Annotated in this window: 16 protein-coding genes; 7 read left to right on the top strand and 9 right to left on the bottom strand. The window is 70.2% G+C overall.

Annotated elements, in window-relative coordinates; genetic code table 11:
• Positions 1-8 precede the first annotated feature (8 nt).
• Positions 9-524 carry a M48 metallopeptidase family protein gene (locus tag ACFQVD_RS38880; RefSeq protein ID WP_030910429.1) on the bottom strand — a complete coding sequence of 172 codons (516 nt, stop codon included), beginning with the start codon at positions 522-524 and terminating at the stop codon, positions 9-11.
• Between the two features lie 141 nt (positions 525-665).
• Positions 666-1,451 carry an enoyl-CoA hydratase/isomerase family protein gene (locus tag ACFQVD_RS38875; protein ID WP_343977302.1) on the bottom strand — a complete coding sequence of 262 codons (786 nt, stop codon included), beginning with the start codon at positions 1,449-1,451 and terminating at the stop codon, positions 666-668.
• A 195-nt stretch (positions 1,452-1,646) separates the two neighbouring features.
• On the opposite strand from ACFQVD_RS38875, the gene ACFQVD_RS38870 reads away from it, so the two are divergent.
• Both ACFQVD_RS38870 and ACFQVD_RS38865 read left to right on the top strand, forming a co-directional pair.
• Positions 1,647-2,747: a ThiF family adenylyltransferase gene (locus tag ACFQVD_RS38870; RefSeq protein ID WP_343977305.1), complete on the top strand. Its 1,101-nt coding sequence runs from the start codon at positions 1,647-1,649 to the stop codon at positions 2,745-2,747.
• A gap of 65 nt (positions 2,748-2,812) precedes the next feature.
• On the top strand, positions 2,813-4,150 hold the full coding sequence (locus tag ACFQVD_RS38865) for an ABC1 kinase family protein (protein WP_343977308.1): 1,338 nt from the start codon (positions 2,813-2,815) through the stop codon (positions 4,148-4,150).
• A 530-nt stretch (positions 4,151-4,680) separates the two neighbouring features.
• Here ACFQVD_RS38865 and ACFQVD_RS38860 read toward each other — a convergent pair.
• The 4 genes from ACFQVD_RS38860 to ACFQVD_RS38845 all read right to left on the bottom strand — a co-directional run bounded on the left by ACFQVD_RS38860 (position 4,681) and on the right by ACFQVD_RS38845 (position 8,418).
• Positions 4,681-4,950: a WhiB family transcriptional regulator gene (locus ACFQVD_RS38860; RefSeq protein ID WP_030910441.1), complete on the bottom strand. Its 270-nt coding sequence runs from the start codon at positions 4,948-4,950 to the stop codon at positions 4,681-4,683.
• Positions 4,951-5,076: 126 nt separating this feature from the next.
• Positions 5,077-5,376, bottom strand: coding sequence for a hypothetical protein (locus ACFQVD_RS38855; RefSeq protein WP_343977313.1), 300 nt, complete (start codon positions 5,374-5,376; stop codon positions 5,077-5,079).
• Positions 5,377-5,491: 115 nt separating this feature from the next.
• The gene (tesB, locus tag ACFQVD_RS38850) at positions 5,492-6,358 is read right to left on the bottom strand and encodes an acyl-CoA thioesterase II (RefSeq protein WP_343977317.1); all 867 of its coding nucleotides are present in this window, start codon (positions 6,356-6,358) and stop codon (positions 5,492-5,494) included.
• Positions 6,355-8,418 carry an ATP-dependent DNA helicase UvrD2 gene (locus tag ACFQVD_RS38845; RefSeq protein WP_343977320.1) on the bottom strand — a complete coding sequence of 688 codons (2,064 nt, stop codon included), beginning with the start codon at positions 8,416-8,418 and terminating at the stop codon, positions 6,355-6,357. The genes tesB and ACFQVD_RS38845 overlap by 4 nt, the downstream gene beginning before the upstream one ends.
• A gap of 176 nt (positions 8,419-8,594) precedes the next feature.
• On the opposite strand from ACFQVD_RS38845, the gene ACFQVD_RS38840 reads away from it, so the two are divergent.
• The gene (locus ACFQVD_RS38840; RefSeq protein ID WP_343977323.1) at positions 8,595-9,593 is read left to right on the top strand and encodes an alpha/beta hydrolase; all 999 of its coding nucleotides are present in this window, start codon (positions 8,595-8,597) and stop codon (positions 9,591-9,593) included.
• A 58-nt stretch (positions 9,594-9,651) separates the two neighbouring features.
• Positions 9,652-9,906 (top strand): mycoredoxin, encoded by a 255-nt coding sequence (locus tag ACFQVD_RS38835; protein WP_343977326.1) that lies wholly within the window; start codon positions 9,652-9,654, stop codon positions 9,904-9,906.
• A 256-nt stretch (positions 9,907-10,162) separates the two neighbouring features.
• On the opposite strand, the gene nudC is transcribed toward ACFQVD_RS38835, so the two are convergent.
• Positions 10,163-11,134, bottom strand: coding sequence for an NAD(+) diphosphatase (gene nudC, locus ACFQVD_RS38830; protein WP_343977329.1), 972 nt, complete (start codon positions 11,132-11,134; stop codon positions 10,163-10,165).
• A 223-nt stretch (positions 11,135-11,357) separates the two neighbouring features.
• Here nudC and ACFQVD_RS38825 point away from each other — a divergent pair, with 223 nt between their 5' ends.
• From ACFQVD_RS38825 to ACFQVD_RS38815, 3 genes are read left to right on the top strand one after another with little or no spacing between them, the layout of a single operon-like run.
• Positions 11,358-12,515 carry a siderophore biosynthesis protein gene (locus tag ACFQVD_RS38825; protein WP_343977331.1) on the top strand — a complete coding sequence of 386 codons (1,158 nt, stop codon included), beginning with the start codon at positions 11,358-11,360 and terminating at the stop codon, positions 12,513-12,515.
• Positions 12,500-14,206 (top strand): IucA/IucC family protein, encoded by a 1,707-nt coding sequence (locus ACFQVD_RS38820; RefSeq protein ID WP_364151197.1) that lies wholly within the window; start codon positions 12,500-12,502, stop codon positions 14,204-14,206. The genes ACFQVD_RS38825 and ACFQVD_RS38820 overlap by 16 nt, the downstream gene beginning before the upstream one ends.
• Positions 14,203-15,771 (top strand): IucA/IucC family protein, encoded by a 1,569-nt coding sequence (locus ACFQVD_RS38815; protein WP_343977337.1) that lies wholly within the window; start codon positions 14,203-14,205, stop codon positions 15,769-15,771. The genes ACFQVD_RS38820 and ACFQVD_RS38815 overlap by 4 nt, the downstream gene beginning before the upstream one ends.
• A gap of 66 nt (positions 15,772-15,837) precedes the next feature.
• Here the strand turns inward: ACFQVD_RS38815 and ACFQVD_RS38810 are convergent, their stop codons facing one another.
• On the bottom strand, positions 15,838-19,059 hold the full coding sequence (locus ACFQVD_RS38810; RefSeq protein ID WP_343977340.1) for a penicillin acylase family protein: 3,222 nt from the start codon (positions 19,057-19,059) through the stop codon (positions 15,838-15,840).
• 157 nt (positions 19,060-19,216) lie between these two features.
• A complete protein-coding gene (locus ACFQVD_RS38805) occupies positions 19,217-19,993 on the bottom strand; it encodes an IclR family transcriptional regulator (protein ID WP_343977343.1) in 777 nt (258 codons plus the stop codon).
• Between the last annotated feature and the right edge of the window lie 41 nt (positions 19,994-20,034).

The raw sequence follows: 20,034 nt of genomic DNA, 5'->3' as shown, positions 1-20,034 counted from the left end.
ATCCTCTGTCAACATTCCTCCGCGGAGCCGTGGGCCGCCGTGGAGAATCCCTCCAGGAAGCCCCGTGCCCGCTCGGCCTTGGGATATCGTTCCACGAGCGCCCAGAAACGCGAGCCGTGACTCGGCACCAGCAGGTGGACGAGCTCGTGCATGATCACATAGTCCACCACCCACGAGGGCATGCCCCTCAGGCGCGTGGAGATCCTGATGGTTCCGTGATCCGGAGTGCACGAGCCCCAACGGTGCTTCTGGTTCTCCACCCAGCGCACGCTCGACGGTTTCGCCTCCCCGCCCAGGTAGCGGGCCGACAGCTCGACGGCTCGATCGAGGAGGTCGTCGTCCGAGGGACGTCTGCGCTGCTCCTTGGCCGCGAGTCGATCGAGCATACGGCGCACCCACTGTTCCTCGTCGGTGCTACTCAGACCGGCGGGGAGGAGCACGATCGTTTTCTCGCCGTCGCGGTACGCAGAAACCGTCCGCCGGCGGCGAGAACTTCGGCGGACCTCGACTGTCTCGGGGGGCACATATGAACGGTAGCCGAGAATGGCGAATTCACACCAGAGGGTAGAACACGTTCCCGCTGGTCAATCCCCGTTCACCGATTGTTCGGCGGGAGCGATCAAGTGCGGTCACAACTTATCTAATTAACCTGGATATCAGCCGTCTCACGCGTTGCCGAATCGCGGGACCCGCTGTTCTCGCTGAGCCGCCAACCCTTCGAGCATGTCGTCGGAGGCCATGGTGACCGGCTGGGCAAGGGATTCCCAACGCAGCGCGGCGTCGAGATCGGCGTGCCCGCCGCCCGCGAGGGCGACCTTGGTGAGCCGGGTGGCGATCGGCGCGTTGGCGGCGATCCGCGACGCGATGCCCAGCACCTCGGCCATCAGCGACTCACGGGGAAACGCCCTGTTCACCAGCCCCGCGGAGGCCGCCTCCAGCCCCGTCATCGTCCGCCCTGTGAGCAACATCTCCCTGGCCACGCCCACCCCGGCGACCCTGGGCAGCAAGTAGGTGGCCGCCATGCCGGGGTGCAGGCCGAGCGAGGTGAAGGGGGCGAGCAGCTTGGCCTCCTCGGCGGCGTAGACCAGGTCACAGGCGAGGGCGAGGCACAACCCCGCCCCGACGGCGGCGCCGTTGACCGCGGCGATGGTCGGCACCTCCAGATCGGCGATCGTCAACCAGGTCCGGTAGAAGCCGAGCATCCGGTCGCGTAGGGCGGGGACGTCCTCGATACGTCGCTCCGCGAGCCAGGACAGGTCTCCTCCGGCGCAGAACGCCTTCCCCTCCCCGGTGACGACCACGCACCGCAGTTCGCGGTCCGCCGCGAGGCCGGCGACGGCCTGCCGCCATCGGGCGGTCATCGCGTCGGTCATCGCGTTGCGCAGGTCGGGGAGGTTCAGGGTGAGCACCGCGACACCGTTCTCACGCCGATCAATCAAGATCTCCTTCATGTCGGGAGCGTAGCCCACGACGTTTTCCGCCCTAGGCCGAGGGCGGCCCACCAGGAGTTGTCCACAGGGCAGGAGTTATCCACAGGCGGCGGGAAAGGCGTCCGGGAGCCCGCGGGGGCGTGGCACGCTGGCACACCCGGCCAGCCTGTTCACCGGCTCTCCCGCAGGCTGCCTCCTTCGAGGAAAGGTCCCTTGATGCGACCACGCCTGAAGCCCGCGCTGCGCCGCGTCGCCCGTGATCGGCGCACCCTGCAGTTCGGCCTGCATCCCCGGCACGCGGTTGTGCTGAGCGATCTGGAACCGGAGGTCCGCCGCTGGGTGGAGAGTCTCGACGGCGTAAGGGATCTCGCGGGCGTGCTGGCCGGCGCCACCGAGGCGGGTCTCGACGAGGAGCGCGGCCGGACCCTGCTCGATCTGCTGGTCAGCCGGGGTGTGGTGGACGACGCGGCGGCGGGTCCGGGCCCGCTGCGCGCGCTGACGCTGGCCGAGCGCGACCGGCTCCAGCCCGATCTGGACGCGCTCTCCCTTTCCCCCGGCACGGTCGACGGAGGGCTCGCCGTGCTGGAGCGCAGGCAGCGGGCCCGGGTGCGGGTCTACGGCGCGGGCCGGGTGGGCGCGCAGGTCGTCGCCCTGCTCGCCGCCTCAGGGGTCGGCCACATCTGCGTCGTCGATCCCGGTACGACCCGGCGGCGGGATGTCGTCCCCGGCGGGCTCGGCTGGACGGAGGTCGGGATGAGCAGACAGGACGGTGCGGTCGCGGTGGCCAGGAGGCTGGCACCCGGCCTCACGGCGTCGACCGGCGACGGCGCCGCCCGACCCGCCGACGGGGCCGGGCCCCCCGACCTGGCGGTGCTCGCTCCGGTGGTGCCCCTGGACGGCCTCCTGGTCAGGGAACTCGTCGAGTGGGGAATCCCACATTTGCTGGCAACCGCCTTCGAGGCCTTCGGTTCGGTCGGTCCGCTGGTGCTACCTGGACGGAGCACGTGCCTGCACTGTCTAGATTTGACGCGACGCGATCGCGACCCCGGCTGGCCCATTGTCAGTGCGTGCCTGGGCGGCTTCCCCGCAGGGGAGATCGCGTGCGGGACGGCGCTGTCCGCGCTGGTAGCGGCATCGGCCACCGGTCATGCGCTTGCTTGGATAGACGGCCGTGAACCCGTTGTGACGAACAGCACAATGGAAGTATTGCCAGATTGGACGTGGAAAAGGCGATCCTGGAGTGTTCATCCTCAATGTCGTTGCTTCCGAAACGAGTTGGGTTCGCTAACAATGGTCGCGTCGGCTACCTGCCGCTGACGGACAAGCACAGCGAAGGGAGGGAGCGGCGTCTCGCTGTAACGGGGGACACGCCGCTAACCGAGGTGAGTGACCTTCCGCGTCGCGCCGTTGCGCGCTCTGCAAAGCTGGCGGCCCTTCCCATCGGGTTCGCCGGTCGTACCGCTCTCGGTCTCGGAAAACGGATCGGCGGCAAGTCGGCCGAGATCGTCGCCCAGGAGATCCAGGAACGCACCGCCGAGCAGATCTTCAAGGTTCTCGGAGAGCTCAAGGGCGGGGCGATGAAGCTCGGCCAGGCGCTGTCCATCTTCGAGGCGGCGCTGCCCGCCGAGATCGCCGGCCCCTACCGCGCGACCCTGACCAAGCTCCAGGACGCGGCTCCGCCGCTCCCCACCGCGACCGTGCACAAGGTTCTCGTCGAGCAGTTGGGGGACGACTGGCGGGAGAACTTCCAGTCATTCGACGACAAGCCCACCGCGGCCGCCTCGATCGGGCAGGTGCACAAGGCGGTCTGGCACGACGGCCGAACGGTCGCGGTCAAGATCCAGTATCCAGGGGCGGGAAAGGCCCTGCTCTCCGACTTCACCCAGCTGGCCAGGCTCGGCAAGCTCTTCGGGGTGCTACTGCCGGGTCTCGACATCAAGGCGGTCCTGAACGAGCTGCGCGAGCGGGTGATCGAGGAGCTCGACTACCTGCGCGAGGCCGAGGCGCAGCACGCCTTCGCCCAGGAGTTCAAGGACGACCCCGACTTCCTGATCCCGGACGTCATCGCCGCCAACGAGCAGGTGCTCGTCTCCGAATGGGTCGACGCCACCCCGCTGTCGCGGGTCATCACCGACGGCACCCAGGAGGAGCGCGATCGGGCCGGGCTCCAGCTCGTCCGGTTCCTGTTCTCCTCACCGGCCCGGCTGGGCATGCTCCACGCCGACCCCCATCCGGGCAACTTCCGGATCCTCGACGACGGCAGGATGTGCGTGCTCGACTTCGGCGCGGTCAACCGGCTGCCCGACGGATACCCGCCGCTCTTCGGGAAGCTGACCCGCATCTTCAACAACGGCGACATGGAGACCGTGGTCCGGGGCCTGCGCGACGAGGGGTTCATCCGCCCGCACATCGAGGTCGACACCGAGGCCCTGCGGGCGTTCCTTGCCCCCTACGTCGAGCCGACCTCCGTGGAGGAGTTCTCCTTCAGCAGGGAGTGGCTCCAACAGCAGGCCGCCATGGCCACCGACCTGCGTCCGAACAACGTGGTGCGCCAGCTCAACCTGCCCGTGTCGTACGTCCTCATCCATCGGGTGCACACGGCGGGAATCGGCGTGCTCTGCCAGCTCGGCGCCACCGCCCGTTTCCGCCAGGAGGTCATCCGCTGGGTCCCCGGATTCGCCGACGAGGACACCGGAGAGCCCACCCTCGCCAGCGCCTGACCGGAGACGGCCCGGCGAGACGCGTAAGGGGCGGTTCGCCGAGACCCGTGAGAGGCGACCCGCCGAATCGCATGGGTAACGACCTGGCGAGACCCCTGAAGGGCGACCTCGGCGAAACGCGTAGCCGGCGACCCGGCGAGAGCACCGTGAAGGGTGGATAGCCGAGACGCGTGAGAGGCGACCCGCCGGAGCGGGTCACCCCTCATTCATCTGCCGTGTTCCGCTGTGCCTCCGCTATGCGTCGCCGCCGATCCTCATGGATCAGACGAGGCGCAGGAGCGCGGTGCGCAAACGCGCCGACGCGCGTTCCGCACCACGTTGGGCTCGTTGGAGACGTTGAAGCCCGGCGGCCCTGCGATGCTCCTCCGCCTCACGGTGGAGGGTCCGTATTCGGTCACGTACCAGTTCTTCTTGCATAGACGGCAGGTCGAGCCCCGTGGTGTTGAAGTAGCTCATCGGAGTGGTCCTTTCGGGAACGTGTGATTTCTGGTTGATCGAGTTCTCGGTGGTCTGGGCGATGACCGGATTGTTCAGGCCGCGACCGGGTTCTTGCGCGGACGTCCGCGCGGGCGCTTCCGGGGGACGATCGCCCCCCGCAGAACGAGCTCGCCGCCCCAGACTCCCCATGGCTCCTCACGCTCCAGCGCGCGGGCCAGGCAGGCCTGGCGGATCGGGCAGCCTCCGCAGAGCGCCTTGGCGAACTCCACGTCCTCCGGAGACTCGGCGAACCACAGGTCAGGGTCGGTACGACAGGGGATTGTGGCTTCGTCGATCAGGTCCATGACCGTCTGGGCCCCCATCTGTTTCACCTCTCAGTTAGGTGTTGATCTTCGGCTACCTCTTGGGTGGGGGTCAGGAATGACGCGGACAAACAAGAAGGCCGCGGATCCTGGTGCGGATCCGCGGCCTGAAGGCTCTTTCCTCGGTCAGATTATGACCGGAGGATGCCTCCAGGGTTGCGGACCGCGCAGTCCACCGTTTCCGATGTGCTTGGTCGTTGCTGCGTAGCCGCCGCCCACAAGGGTCGGGACAGCCGGGGCCTCTGTCGCCGCGAAGGCGATCGAAGCGGCCTGGCGGTTGGCCTCGACCCAGAAGCGGGCAGGCTTGTCCTGCAGAACCGGGGCTGCCGCGCCACGGGCGAGGGAGACCTGGCTGCCGCAGGGCAGTTCGGTGTTACGGCGCACGGAAGCGAGCCCCATCTGGGACGACATCAGGATGTTCTTCACAGCGGACTCACCTCCATTCGTGGATCGTCGGACAGGAACGTCCGACTTGCTTGACCATGACCCTAAACCCGGGCCACCGGAGCGGGCAACATATTTTCTACCTGCGGCTTTGCGACTATCTCACGCGGATCATCGCTTCCTGCACTACCGACACGGCCAGTTCCCCGGACCGGGTGAACATCTCGCCCTTGGCGAGCCCGCGAGCCGCTCCCGACCACGGGGACTCCTGAGCATAGAGCACCCACTCGTCCACCCGGATGGGGCGGTGGAACCACATCGCGTGGTCCAGCGAGGCGCCGGAGACATTGGAGGCGCCCCAGGCCAGGCCGTGGGCCAGCAGCACGGTGTCGACCAGGGTGAAGTCGGAGGCGTAGGCGGCGAGCACCACGTGCAGCAGCGGGTCGTCGGGCAGCTCCGCCTCATAACGGAACCACACGTTGGTGTTTGAACCCCGAAGCTCCGGGTCGCGATGGGCCTCCCAGGTGAGCGGAGTCACATAGCGGGCGTCCACCGGCCGGGGCCTGGACGCCCACTCACGCATCAGTGAGTTCGTCCCCACGATCTGGAGCATCCGGTCCCGGTAGGACGGCAGTTCCTCAGGACCGATCACCTGGGGCATCGTGGCCGCCTGGTGCTCGACGCCGGTCTCCTGCACGTGGAAGGAGGCCGACATGGTGAATATCGCCTTGCCGTGCTGGATGGCCACCACCCGCCGGGTGGTGAAGGAGCGGCCGTCACGGACCCGCTCCACGTTGTAGACGATCGGGATGGCCGGGTCTCCCGGGCGGATGAAATAGGCGTGCAACGAGTGGACGTCGCGGCCCTCGGGCACCGTTCGCCCCGCGGCGACCAGGGCTTGCGCGGCCACCTGACCGCCGAAGACACGCTGGATACGCTCCTCGGGACTGCGTCCCCTGAAGATGTCGAGCTCGATCTGCTCCAGGTCGAGCAGGTCCAGGAGCTCCTTTAACGCCTCGTTCACGCGCCCTCCGTATGGTGTGCGGTGGAACGGCACAGTTCGAGCACCGCTTCACCGTAACGCTCAAGTTTGACGCGCCCGATTCCCGCGATCGCCAACAGGTCCTGTTCGGAGACCGGCGCCCGCTCGGCGATGGCCTGGAGGGTGACGTCGGTGAAGACCGCCCACTGCGGGAGCTTCTCCTTCTTCGAGACTCCGGTACGCCATGCCTTCAGCGCTTCGAGCAGTGCCTCGTCGTAGTCCGCGGGACAGGCGGCACACCTGCCGAGCTTCTGCTCGGCGGCGGCCATCAGGGTCTTCCCACAGACCCGGCAGCTGATCGGTGCGGCGACCACGCGGCGATCAGCCGCCGCGGGTGTGCGGCTCCGCTGCGTGGCGCGACCGGTCAGCCCGTCCAGGAATCGGGAGGGTTTGCGGGAGCGTCGACCTCCCGGCGAGCGCGCCAGCGCCCACGACACCCCCAGGTGGGCGCGGGCGCGGGTGACGCCCACGTACAGGAGGCGACGTTCCTCCTCGATCTGCTCAGGGGTCTCCGCGTAGATGATCGGCAGCATGCCCTCGGTGACGCCGACAAGGAAGACCGCGTCCCACTCCAGGCCCTTGGCCGCGTGCAGCGAGGCGAGGGTGACCCCCTCGACCGGCGGCGCGTGCTGCTCACTGGCCCGGCGCTCCAGCTCCGCGACGAAGGCGGGCAGGTCCGCGCCCGCGGCGGCGAGGTCCTCGGCGAGGTCGGCCAAGGCCTTCAGCGACTCCCACTTCTCGCGGGCCTTGCCTCCGCCGGGTGGCTCGGGGGTCAGCCCGATGCCGGACAGGATGTGGTGCACGGTCAAGGCGAGCGTGTCGCCGGGCTCGGCGGAGCGTGCGGCGCCGCGCAGCAGCACGACCGCCTGGCGGACCTCGGGACGCTCGAAGAACCGGTCGGCGCCGCGCAGCACGTACGGCAGGCCGGCCTTGCTGAATGCCTGCTCGTACGCCTCGGACTGGGCGTTGACCCGGAACAGCACGGCGATCTCGCGGGTCGGCACACCGCCGGTGACGAGTTTCCGCACCGCCCGCGCCACTCCCTCCGCCTCGGCGGTCTCGTCGTCGTACTCGGCGAAAACCGGTTCGGGGCCGTCCGGACGCTGGGCGATCAGGGCGAGCTTGTGCGGGGTCCTCGCCCTGTCGAGCACCCGGTTGGCCAGGGAGACGACCTGGGGGGTGGAGCGGTAGTCACGGACCAGCTTGATCACGGTGGCGTTGGGGTACTCGACCGAGAAACCCGTCAGGTAGCGGGGTGTGGCCCCGGTGAAGGAGTAGATCGTCTGGTTGGGGTCGCCGACCACGCACAGGTCGTCGCGTCCGCCGAGCCAGGTGTCGAGCAGCAGCTTCTGCAACGGGTTGACGTCCTGGTACTCGTCGACCACGAAGTAGCGGTACTGCCTGCGGATCTCGCCTGCCACCTCGCGGTGCTCGGTCATCACGGCCGCGGTGAGCTCCAGGATGGTCTCGAAGTCGACCAGGTGCCGGTCGCGACGGAGGGTCTCGTACATCTCGTAGAGCCGGGAGACCTCCTCGGCCGGTACGGGCGAGGTCCGGCCGGCCTTCTTCGCGGCCTCCGCGTAGTCTTCGGGGCCGATCTGGGTGACCTTGGCCCACTCGATCTCAGAGGCGATGTCGCGCAGTTCCGAGCGCTCGTGGTTCTTACGCAGGGAGCGGCAGGCGTCGACCAGCAGCGGCAGCTTCGACTCGATCACCCTGGGCGGGTCGCCACCGATGACCCGCGGCCAGAAGTAGGTGAGCTGGCGCAGCGCGGCGGCGTGGAAGGTGCGCGCCTGCACGCCCGGCGCGCCGAGCTGGCGCAACCGCTGCCTGAGCTCACCGGCCGCGCGTGTGGTGAACGTCACCGCCAGCACTCCCTGGGCGTCGACCACCCCGTTGCGGACGGCGTGCGCGATGCGATGGGTGATGGCACGGGTCTTGCCCGTCCCCGCGCCGGCAAGGACGCAGACCGGTCCCCGGACGGCTTCGGCCACCTCACGCTGCTCTGGATCCAGCGCCGCCAGAATGTCGTCGGGCCTCACAGAGCCTCCTTACAAGCAGTCGAACGGACCGGGCCGCAACATCCTCCCAGGCTCTGGCCAAACCTTGCTCATTCTGGCAACATGCCGCCTTCAACCTGTATCGATCACCGAGATGCATAAAGTGTGCCTTTTGCCCCACAATGGGGTGCGACTGGTTCCGGGGAAGGAAGAGGCCCGTGCGAAGTTGGGTAACCGTGGGTGCGCTCGCTCTGGCGGCGGCGATGGTTGGACCCGCGGTGGTGGACACGACCGCGCCCGCATACGCGATCTCAGCACCGACCCGGATCGGCGGCGGGGAGACGGGTAAGGCCACCCCGACGCCGCCTCCGACGCCGTCCCCGTCTCCGTCTCCGTCTCCGTCTCCGAGCACGGAGGCCGCACCGCTGGCCCAGGGCACCCTTGTCGAAACCGTGGCCTACGGCCGGCACGTGCGCCAGCGCATGGACGTCTGGTACCAGCCCGACGAGCTGAAGCGGCCGGGCGTCTTCCTGGTCCACGGCGGCTGGTGGTCCTCGGGTGACAAGAAGTACATGACCGAGGTGAGCCGTAGCTACGCCGAGCAGGGCTACGTGGTCTTCAACATCAACTACCGTCTCTCCGGCGACGCCTCCTGGCCGGCCCAGCGCACCGACACCTTCGGTGCCATCGCCACCGCGCGGCGGCACGCGGCGCGCTGGTCCTTCGACCCGAACAACTACGTGGTCGTCGGCTTCTCCGCCGGAGGCCATCTGGCCACCGCCGTCGGTACCTACAAGAGCCGACTGCCCGGCCTGCGCGGCGTGGTCGGCATCTCTCCGGTGATCTCCCCGCTCACCGCGTACACCGAGGGCATCGACAGCCTCGACCCGAACAAGCGCAAACTGCGTGATTCAGCCATCAAGCTCGCCGGGGGCTGCGAGCCCACCGGCAAGTGCGCCAGGGTGTGGGCCAGCATGGAGGTGCCGTGGCACGCGAGCCGCGGCGACGCGCCCATGCTGATCGTGCACTCGTCGGACGAGTTCGTGTCGGCGGAGCACAGCAAGCAACTCAAGGAGCACCTGCAGCAGGTCGGCGTGCCGGTGACGGTGCTGACCGAGCAGGGCATCGAGCACAGCGCGCCTCTTTACCGGTTGCCCGGCGTGGCGGAGCGGGTCCAGCAGTGGGTCACGGAGAAGCTTCTCACATCGGGAAGATGAAGGACTCTCGCTTTGTTGCCAATGGCGCCGGACATCACATGAGGGGATTTTTCACGACATGGCGCTGACTGTGTACACCACCACCTGGTGCGGCCCCTGCAAGCGGTTGAAGAGCCAGCTCAGCCGCGAGGGCATCTCCTACAACGAGGTCGACATCGAGAGCGATCCGGACGCGGCCACGTTCGTCATGAGCGTCAACAACGGCAACCAGGTCGTGCCCACCGTCGTGGTCGACTCCCCCACCGGCCGGATCGTCAGGACCAACCCCTCGGTGATCGAGGTCAAGCGCATCCTGGCGGGGGCGGGCGTGTAACCGTCCCCCCGCACCACCCGAGCCCCGGTTCCACCGAGAACCGGGGCTCCCACATGCCAGGGCCCCGCATACCGGTACGGGCTCCATCGCGTACGTACCGGCACATGGAGTGCGCCCGCGTCTGCCCCGCCCGGTCAGCCGGCCCTGGCTCGTCGAGGCGGTCGGCACCGTCGTCGTCGGCCGAGCCCGTGCGGTCCCGGCCGCCGGATCCGTCAGCGCCCGTGGCGTACGGCGGACACCACGGCGGCGGGCGCCTTCACCAGTCGCCGGTCAGCGGCGCGCCGTACCAGGTCTCGATGAGCCTGCGGGCGATCGACACCTCCGACGGCAGGCGCACCTCACCGCTCTCCATCGCGGCCAGCAGTTCGGCACGGCTGAACCAGTGGGCCTCGGCGATCTCCTCGGAGTCGAGGACGAACTCCGTCGACGTGGCCCGCGCGAAGAAGCCGAGCATCAGGCTGCGCGGGAACGGCCAGGGCTGGCTGCCCATGTAGCGCGCGTCGGCGACCCGCACGCCGACCTCCTCGGACACCTCGCGCGCCACGGCCTGCTCCAGCGACTCGCCCGGCTCGACGAAACCGGCCAGCACCGACAGCCGCCCCTCGGGCCACTGCGGTCCTCTGGCCAGCAGGCACCTGTCGTCGTCATCGTGGATCAGCATGATCACCGCGGGGTCGACCCGGGGAAAGTGCTGACTGTCGTCCTTGGGACAGACGCGCACATGCCCGCCGGCCCGTACCTCGGTGCGGCTCCCGCACCGGGGACAGTACTCGTGGGTGGAGTGCCACGCCTCCAGGGCGACCGCGTACACCAGCAGTCCGGCGTCCAGATCCCCCAGCAACGATCCCACCTGGCGCAACCCGGCGGTGACGGTCTGCCCCTCACCCGGTTCCGAGGGGTCGAGCGGGGAGACGATCCGGTTGAAGGAACCGGGACGGGTGGCCGGCGACGCCGCCACGGCGAAGTAGGCGATGCCCTCCGCGTCGAGACCGAGCAGGTAACGCTCTCCCTCGGGAGCGTCGGCGGTGGACAGCAGGACCAGCTCCGCGTCTTCGCCGTTGCGCCGGATCAGCGCCTGCCCGTCGTCGACGACCACGACCCTGGTCGCGGCGTCCGCCCAGGCCCGCTCCAGCCACTCGGCGTCACCGCGGAGCACCGCCGACCTGTCGATGGCGCTGCGCGCAAGCAGCAGCGGCCCCAGAAGTCCTTCTTGTGCAGCGATCTCCACGCCGTTCCGCCTCCCCAAACGAGGCACATATTACGCCGCCGGAACACGGAGCCGCATCGGGCCGACGGCGTCGCCCCTGGCCGGAGGCCATCCAGAAAAGACCCCATCTTTTGACGACACGGACATATACGGTCAATAGACCGATCATCCCGGCGCGATGATCTCCGTCCCGCTAGGATGCACCGAGTTAGGTTAGCCTTACCTGATATCGGGGGTCCCTGCATTGCGGCTGTACCTCACCGCGCTGAAACCGACAGACTCGGTCACCGACGGCTTCCTCCCGGCGGCACGCGCACTCGGGTGCGAGGTCACGATCCTCACCGACCGGCCGGAACAGTACCGCGACCACGGAGCGGAGGTGCTCCGTTGCGACGTGCGCGACGCGCGGGCGGTGATCGACACCGTCGCGCACCACCGCGTCCCGGACGCGATCTTCTCGAACTCCGACCACATCCAGGCGGAGACCGCGCTCGCCGCCGCCTACTTCGGACTCCCCGGCAAGGACTGGCGGGCCTGTGTCGACACCAAGAACAAGGCGCTCACCCGGCGGCGGCTGGCCGCGGCCGGGGTCGAGACCGTCCGTGCCGCGCGGCTGGCACCGGCCGATCCGCCGGTCGCGGACGTGCCCTTCCCCGCGGTCGTGAAACCGCGCGAGGGCGTGGCCAGCGAGGACGTCGTGCTGGTCCACGACGCGGACGAGCTCGCGGCGGCCGTCCTGTCCATCAGGGACAGGCGGCCGGCCGAGACGCTGGTCGTGGAGGAGTATCTCGACGGCCCCCTGCACACGATGGAGACGCTCGGCGACGGCGAGCGGATCAGGGTGCTCGGCGGTTTCCGCACCACTCTCGGACCGCTGCCGCACTTCGTGGAGGAACGGCTCGACTGGGAGCCGCCTCCCGGCCGCGACCACGTGCTGCGGGCCCTGGAGGCACTCCGGGTGGGGTTCGGGGCCTGCCACACCGAGTACGTGATGACCCCGGCCGGACCGCGGATCGTCGAGGTCAACTACCGGGTGATCGGCGACCACTGCGACTTCCTGCTGGCCGGCCTGCTCCAGGCGCCCCTGTTCGAGCTCGTCCTCGGCACACATCTCGGAATGGGGCCGGCGGACCTCGCCCCGGTGCGGGAGCACGGGACCGCGCTGAGCCTGGTCGCCGATCGCTCGGGGACCGTGGTGGAGGCTCCCGGGACCGTCGTCCCCGCCTCCGGCGACCCGGTCCGGATCTGGCACCGGCCGCTGCGCGCCGTGGGCGATCGGATCGACCGGAGCAACACCAACCGCGACTATCTGGGCATCGTCCGCGCGACCGGGCCCGACCGGGCGGGCGTGGACGCCGCCGTCGCGGCCTTCAGGGCGGAGAACCCGTGGGTGATCGCGTGAGCCGGGGAACCGTGGACGGCTCCGGGATCGGCGGAGGTTCGGTGCGCGGGCGGGAGTCGTACCTCGCCGTCCGGGTGCTGAACGCGCTGCTGCGCGAGGACTACGGTGGCCTGGCCAGGCGGGTGACCCACGGCAAGGACGGCGTCGCGCTGGTCCTGCCCGGGGGCAGGCGGGTGCGGCTGGTCCCCGGCTCGCTGTTCCAGGACTTCGTCGCGGCCCCGCAGGAGGCGCTCTGGCTGTGGGAGGTCCTGCACACGCTGCGGGAGGTCTCCGACCCCGCCGACGCGGCCGGGGTCGAGTCGTTCACCAGGGAGTGCCACGAGGCGCTGCGCGCCCTCGACCTCCACGACCTCCACCGCGAAGAGGTGCTCACCAGACTGGCCGCCACCGCGCACCCCGCCACCACGGGCACGGCGGGAACCGGTGGCGGACGCGACAGCGTGTGGTACGAGACCCTGGCCGCGTTCGTCGATCACCCCGTCTATCCGACGGCCCGGTGCCGGATCGGCCTGTCCGACGAGGAGCTGACCGCGTACGCGCCGGAGTTCGCGCCCGCCTTCGAGCTGCGCTGGGCCGCGGTTCCCCGGGAGCGGCTCACCGGGGCCGAGCTGCCGGGGGCACCCGGGTTCCGTGCCGTCGGGCTGGCGGGGGGTCTGGCCGAGACGCACGCGCTGTTCCCCGTGCACCCGCTGACGGTCCCCCGCGTCGAGGAGATCCCGTGGGCGACCGTGGCCCCTCGGCCGTATCTGAGGGTCAGGCCCACGCTGTCGATGCGCACCGTCGAGATCGCTCCGGGCACGCACCTGAAGCTGCCACTGACCACCAGCACCCTCGGGCTGCGCAACCGCAGGTCGATCAAGCCCGACACGCTGGCCGACGGGGCGCGGGCCGAGCTGCTGCTGCGGGCCATGCCCGATCCCGAGGTGCTGCTGGCCGACGAGCAGACGTACGGGCACGCCGGGCACGAGTATCTGGGCTGGCTGCTGCGCCGCCAGCCCGCCGGGGAGGTGGTCCCCGTCGCGGCGCTGGCGGCGCCGCTGCCCGGAGGCGGTCTGGTCGTGGAGGGTCTCGCCGGACGACGGTTCGGCGGGGACGTCGCCGCTCTGCTCGCCCGGTACCTGCGGGTGCTGTTCCGCTTCCACGTGCGGCTCTTCGTCAGGTACGGCACCGCGCTCGAGGCCCACCAACAGAACCTCTCACTGGTGTTCGACACCGAGACCACGGGCGAAGGTGTCATGCGGCTGCTCGTCAAGGACAACGACGGATTGCTGACCTCACCCGGCCTGCTGGGAGGCGCCGGTCTCCCGGTCCCGGACTTCACGGACGCGCGGATGCTGACCGACGACCCGCACGCGCTCGCCGACATGTTCGTGACCATCACCCTGCACCTGGCGGCCGCCGCCGTGGCGTTCGGCGCGCTGCCGTCGCCGCGGGCCTTCGAGCTGGTCCGCGACGCGCTCGCCGGAGCGCTCGACGAGTACGGGGAGGACCCGATGGCCCGGCTGCTGCGGGCCAGGACCCTGGACGCCGCCAGGCTCGTCGGTAAGTCGATGGTCACCGCCGGAACCCTGGTGGACAAGGCGCGCACCGGCGCACGGGATGTGAACAAGTTCTACGGCACGAGCGGGCCGAACTACCTCCGCCAGCAGCCCCAGGCCACACCGGCCGCGACCACCGGAAGGACGCCATGACCAGCCTCGCCCTCGACTCCCCCGCAGCCGTCGCCGAGGAGGCTTCACTGGCGGCGCTGCTGCGCTGCTGCGTGCGGGAGATCTCGGGACCTCGCGGGCAGGTCAGGCACGACCAGCCGTACGTGCTGCTGCGTGTCGCGGACACCCTGCTGCGGGCCCGCGCGCACGGCGGGCTCGCGCTGCGCTTCGAGGGGCGGGCCGAGTGGCTGGAGAACGACTCCTGGCAGCCGCTCTCGGCGGACCGGCTCGTCCGGCTGGTGGAGGCCGAGCTCGGTGAGGGCAACGACGAGTTCGCCGCCCAGGTGGCCGCGAGCAGGGACGCCATGGTGACGCTGCTCGCGGCCCGGCGGGACGCGCCTCCCCCCGCCGACCCGTGGCTGGCCTCGGAGCAGGCGCTGGTCTTCGGGCACCCGTTCCACCCCAGCCCGAAGGCACGCGGCGGCGCGGGCTGGCTGCGCTACGCGCCCGAGGCACACGCGAGCTTCCCGCTGCGACTGCTCGGGGTCAGGGACGACGTGCTGGCGGAGGCGGGCGAGGTCGGCTCGCTCGACGCGCTCGGCGCGGCGCCGCCCGGTTACTCGCTGCTGCCCGCGCACCCGTGGCAACTGGAGCTGCTCTCGGCCGACCTGGCCGCACCACTGGCCGACGGCCGGCTGCTCGATCTGGGAAACGGCGCCCGGATGGCGGTTCCCACCTCGTCGGTCCGTACCGTCTACGAGCCGTTGATCGACCGGTGCCTGAAGTTCAGCCTGGACGTGCGGATCACCAACTGCCTGCGGAAGAACTCCTGGTACGAGCTGGCGGGCGCGGTCGAGCTGAGCCGCCGCCTCGGACCGGTGTTCGCGGAGCTGTCCGCGACCTTCCCCGGCACCCGCTGGCTGCCCGAGCCCGGCTACCGCTCCGCCGAGCTGGGCACCCGGCTGCTCGAGGGACTCGGCGTCATCGTCCGGGTCAGCCCGTGGTCGGTCTGCAGGCCCGGGGTGACCCCCCTGCTGAGCGGCGCGCTGGCCGCCGGGCGGCAGGTGACGGCCGCCGACCCGGTGCGCTGGTGGCGGGCGTACGTGGAGCGGGTGGCGCTGCCGGTGCTCGACGCCTACCTCGGCCACGGCGTGGTGCTCGAACCTCACCTGCAGAACGTGCTGATCGGGGTGGACGCGGAGGGACTCCCGGTGGAGGCGGTCTTCCGCGACATGGAGGGCACGAAGCTCGTCGCCGGACGGCACGACCTGTCCGGCCTGCCGGCCCGGGTCGCCGAGGCCCTCACCTACGACGCGGAGGCCGGCTGGAGTCGGGTGGTCTACTGCCTGATGGTCAACCATCTCGCCGAGATCGCCGCCTCCCTTTCCGGGGCCGGGCCCGCGCGGGAGCTGTGGGCGGTGGCCGGGCAGGTCCTGGCGGGGTACGCGGAGTCGCGGGGGTGGCCCCGGCCATTGTCGGATCCACTGTCGGACCTGCTGGCGGGGGCGCCGCTGCCGGCCAAGGCCAACCTGTCGGTCAGGTGGGCGCGGTCGGCGGACCGCGCCGCGGGGTACGTGCCGGTCGCCAACCCGCTGGCCGCGCTCTGAGCGAGTGCCGCCCCGGAGGAGCCGGCTCCCGGCGTGACAGCGGGGAGCCGGATCCTCCGGGCGTGCCTATCGGGGGTAGACCTCCAGCTCGTAGAGGGAGTAGCCGTACGTCGTCCCGCGCGTGACGCCCTGCATGCGGACGTGGCGGGCGGTGGTCGGGGTGAACGTCACGTTGTCCACACCGCCGTTTCCGGTGGTGGTGGAGTAGACGGTGGCCCAGGTGGAGCCGTCGGTCGAGGTCTGGATCGAGTACGCGGCCCCGTAGGCCGCCTCCCAGCGCAGGATGACCCTGCCCACGGTCGTGGCGGAACCGAGGTCGACCTGGAGGTACTGGTTGTCGCTGGACGAGCTCGACCAGCGGGTCGTCGGGTTGCCGTCAACGCCCCTGCTCGCCGGGTAGGAGGAGGACTGGTTGCTCGACGACCTGGCCGTCCGCCCCTCCGCCAGGTTGGTGATCGCGTCGCCCCTGCGGGCCGGGAAGGACAACACCTGCTGGTAGGTCGGCCGGTTCTGCCAGGAGATCAGCGAGTGCGTGATCCCGCCGAGCGGCGACTGCTCGACGGCGTCGGCGCACCACTGGTTGCCCGCCGCGCACACGTCGTCTCCCGGGTAGGTCGTCGCCGCGGGCTCGGCGAGCGCCTCCGACAGGCTGTTCAGCAGGACGGTGCGGCAGCCCGCCACCGTGCCGTCGCCGCAGTACTTGGCGGGCAGCGGGCCGGAGACCTGGTCACCGAGCACGTTCCTGACGTCCTTGCTCACATAGCCCCACCAGCCGTACTGGAAGGCCGAGCCCTTGTGCGTCTGCGCCCCGTTCGCGGAGGTGGGCAGGCTGGACCTGTCGCCCTGCTGGAGACCCGAGGGAGACTCGTTGATCTGCAGGGTGTCGACCAGCGACTGGTACAGACCGTCTCCCAGCCCCGGCTTGAACTGCGCACGGACCAGCTTGGGCCACCACGCGTCGAACGCGCGGATCGCGTCGGCATGGGCGTACGCCTTGCTGCCCTGCGAGGTCTCCAGCCGCTTGGAGCCCGAGGTGCTCCAGGCGGAGAGCTTGGTGACCGCCGAGGCGAGGGCCGGGTCGGTGACGGCGGCGCTGTTGATCACCCGGAGCAGGTCGGGCAGTACCTTCCTGCCCCGCAGGTCGGTCACGCCGGCCTCGGCCATGATCTTCGCGGTGCCGGCCCGGTCGAGCTTGCCGCCTCCGGCCAGGGCCGCCTTGACCGGGGCGTCCAGCAGGTCGGCCCGGTGCACCGGCCCGAAGCTGAAGTTGCCGTCCGCGGCGCCGTAGTCCTTGGCCTGCTTGTTGTTCCAGCTGACGAAGTAGTCCTGGTTGACCGCCTGCGGGTGGGTGGCGGCGGCGGTGTAGGTCGCGGTGTTGGTCGCCGGGTCGTAGCCCGCCCACTCGTGGGCCGCGTCGGCGACCATCGGCAGGTTCGGGTCGGAGACCGAGGACCTGACCGGGGTGTTGCCCGACATGAAGTACGCCGAGTCGGTGGAGTTGACGTAGAACCAGTTGAACGCGAAGCCGATGGTGGCGGCCGAGTTCTTGAAGGCCGTCGCGTCGCCCATGGTGGCCGGGTCGTTGAACATCTGGAAGCCGATCGCCGAGTCGACCTCGTGGTGGTACGTCGACCGCAGCGCGGTGAAGGCGGTGGGCTGCCCGCCGACCGTGCCGCGCCAGCTCACCAGCCCGTACTTGGTGCGCTGTATCACCAGGTCGTACGAGCCGGCGGGGGTGGAGTCGGCGACCGTGGGCTTCCAGGAGTTGGTCTTGCGCAGCGTCTCCATCGCGGTGCAGACGCCCCGGTAGAGGTAGTGGTTCGACGCGACGGTGGCCGCGCCGCCGCCGGGCTCGCAGAGCTGTAGGGCGTAGGTGTCGGTGATGTCCTGGCCGCTGGAGGTCGCGCTCCAGGCGTAGTCGGTGCCCCGGCCGAGCAGCACGTACAGGTTGAGACCGGCGAAGGCCGCGCCGCGCGCCCGGATGCCGGGTCCGGAGAGCTCCTGGAGCATCAGCAGCTGGGGGGCGAAGTAGCCGGTCTGCGGGCCGAACACCGCGACCGGGTGCCCGGTCTTCGACTTGGCCGCCGAGACCACCACGGCGTTGGACATGCCGGGCTGGGAGTTGTCGACGAGCAGCCCGTCCAGCATGCCCTTGGCGGTCAGGGCCGAGGCCGGGGTGGTGGCCGAGCCCTTCTTGTTCTCGACGATGTTCACCGGTGCGGTGGACGGGTCGGGGAGGACGACCCCGGTGGCCCCGGCGGGCGCGGCCCCGGACGGGAAGCTCTGGCCGTTGTGCAGGGTGAGCGTCGTCTCCGGGTCGTTCTGCGCGCGGAACGCCGCCCAGACCTGGTCGCCGACCGCCGTGCCGTACTTGGCGCGGGACGCGACCCGGACCAGTGCGGACTGCATCTCCGCGCCGCCGCCACCGCCGAACAGGCCGCCGATGACACCGGAGATCGCCACCAGGTCGGTCATGGTGAACTTCACCGGACCGCCCGCGTTGGTGATCGCGTCCATGTGCCCGGTCAGCACGTACTCACCGGGGCAGTCCCGGTTCGCCATGCAGGTGTCGATGTAGGCGTTGACGCCGGCTATGTAGTGCTCGACGTCGGTGTAGAGCTGCGCGCCCCGGGGGCTCGCGTTCCTCAGCCTGGTGATCTGCGCCTGCAGGTCCGCCTCGGTGTACGGGGCGTTGCGCCAGGCGCTCTGCTCCAGCTCCCGGTTGCCCGGCGCGCCCCCGGCGAACGAGGTCAGCTCGCCCCGGCCGACGTGCCGCATCAGGTCCATCACCCAGAGGCGGTTCTGCGCGCCCGCGTACCCGGCGCCGAACATCGTGCCCTCGCGGGTGGTCCCGGTGATGTGCGGGGTGCCGGTCGCCTTGTCCCGGACGATCGTCACGTCCGAGCGGGGGCTGATGGTGCTCTCCACCTGCCCCTCCGGGACACCGAACGAGGCGTCGTTGAAGAAGCCGGCGATCTGGTCGTCGGTCAGGCCGGTGTAGCCGGAGAGGAGGTTGGCGTACTTGCCGAGCTGGTCGTCACTGTGCTTGGGCTTCGTCCCCAGTGACTGGTGGGCGAGGATCCCGGCCAGGGTCGCGTTGCCGTTCTGGCCCGGGGGCAGGATGTCCGCGCACTCGCCGAGGCAGTAGTCGTCGGGAGGGTAGGCCGCCGCGGCGGTGACCGCGGACGTCGGTACGGATGCGGATGCCGGTACGAGGGGGGATGTCAGCGCGAGGGCCATCAGCAGCGCGGAGGCCGCCGTGATCGTCCGCCTGAGGCGTGCATGCATAGGAGAGTCCCTAAAACATGAGGCGTACTCGGATGTTGAGAGGAACATACGTTCCCGACCAACAGCGAATCAATGGCCGATGTGATAATCGTCGGCTCCGGTTCATGACCGGCCGTCAGTGCTGCCGGTCGGAGCCGGGGACGCCGTCATCGCCGGATCACGAGTGCCAGCGGCGTTCGGCGGGAGGCAGCAGGAGCACCTCCAGGACGCGGGCGCAGGCACGGGCCTGCTTGACGAACCAGGGGATCCGCGTGTCACCGATGAGCCGGGGCGTGGCCCGTACCGCGAGGGCGTAGCGGGCGTGGTCGGCGCGGTCCAGCACGGGGACCGCGACGGTGCGGACGCCCTCCGAGGACTCTCCGTCGTTGAGCGCGTGGCCGCTCTGGCGCACCTGGTCCAGCTCGGCACGGAGGGCGGCATGATCGATGATCGTCCGCTGGGTCTGGGCCTGGAGCGGGCCGAGCGCGGCGAGGTCGCCGTTCCCCGGCGGCGCCCAGGCGAGCAGGACCTTGCCGAGCGCCGTCGAGTGGAGCGGGCGGTGCAGGCCGATTCCCCGATCGGGGTTGAGGGACCCTCCGACCAGGATGACCGCGTGCGGGCCGTTGCGGACCGCCAGATCCACGGTGGCCGAGGTGACCCGGGCGAGTTGCCCCAGCTCGGGGGCGACCTTGTGCAGGCCGCGCCGATGGAAGGAGAGCTGGCCCAGTTCGGTGATCGAAGGGCCCAACCGGTAGCAGGCGGTCTCGACGTCCTGCTCCAGGAATCCGGTGTCGAGCAGGCTGCGAGCCAGCCGGTGCGCGGTGGAGGTGGACAGGCCCGTCCGCCGGGCGAGCTCCGAGACGGTCAGCGCGGGCTCGCCCTCGCGGAAGCAGTTGAGTATCCCGACCGCCCGCAGGACCGACTGGACACCGTCCGCGCGACTCGATGCCGCCATACGGGAATCTCCTTCTCTCCGATAGGGAGGGATATGAGCAG

Source organism: Streptosporangium amethystogenes subsp. fukuiense (assembly GCF_042665875.1).
GTDB classification, from domain to species: Bacteria; Actinomycetota; Actinomycetes; order Streptosporangiales; family Streptosporangiaceae; genus Streptosporangium; species Streptosporangium fukuiense.
This window is presented reverse-complemented; position numbering and strand designations above follow the sequence as displayed.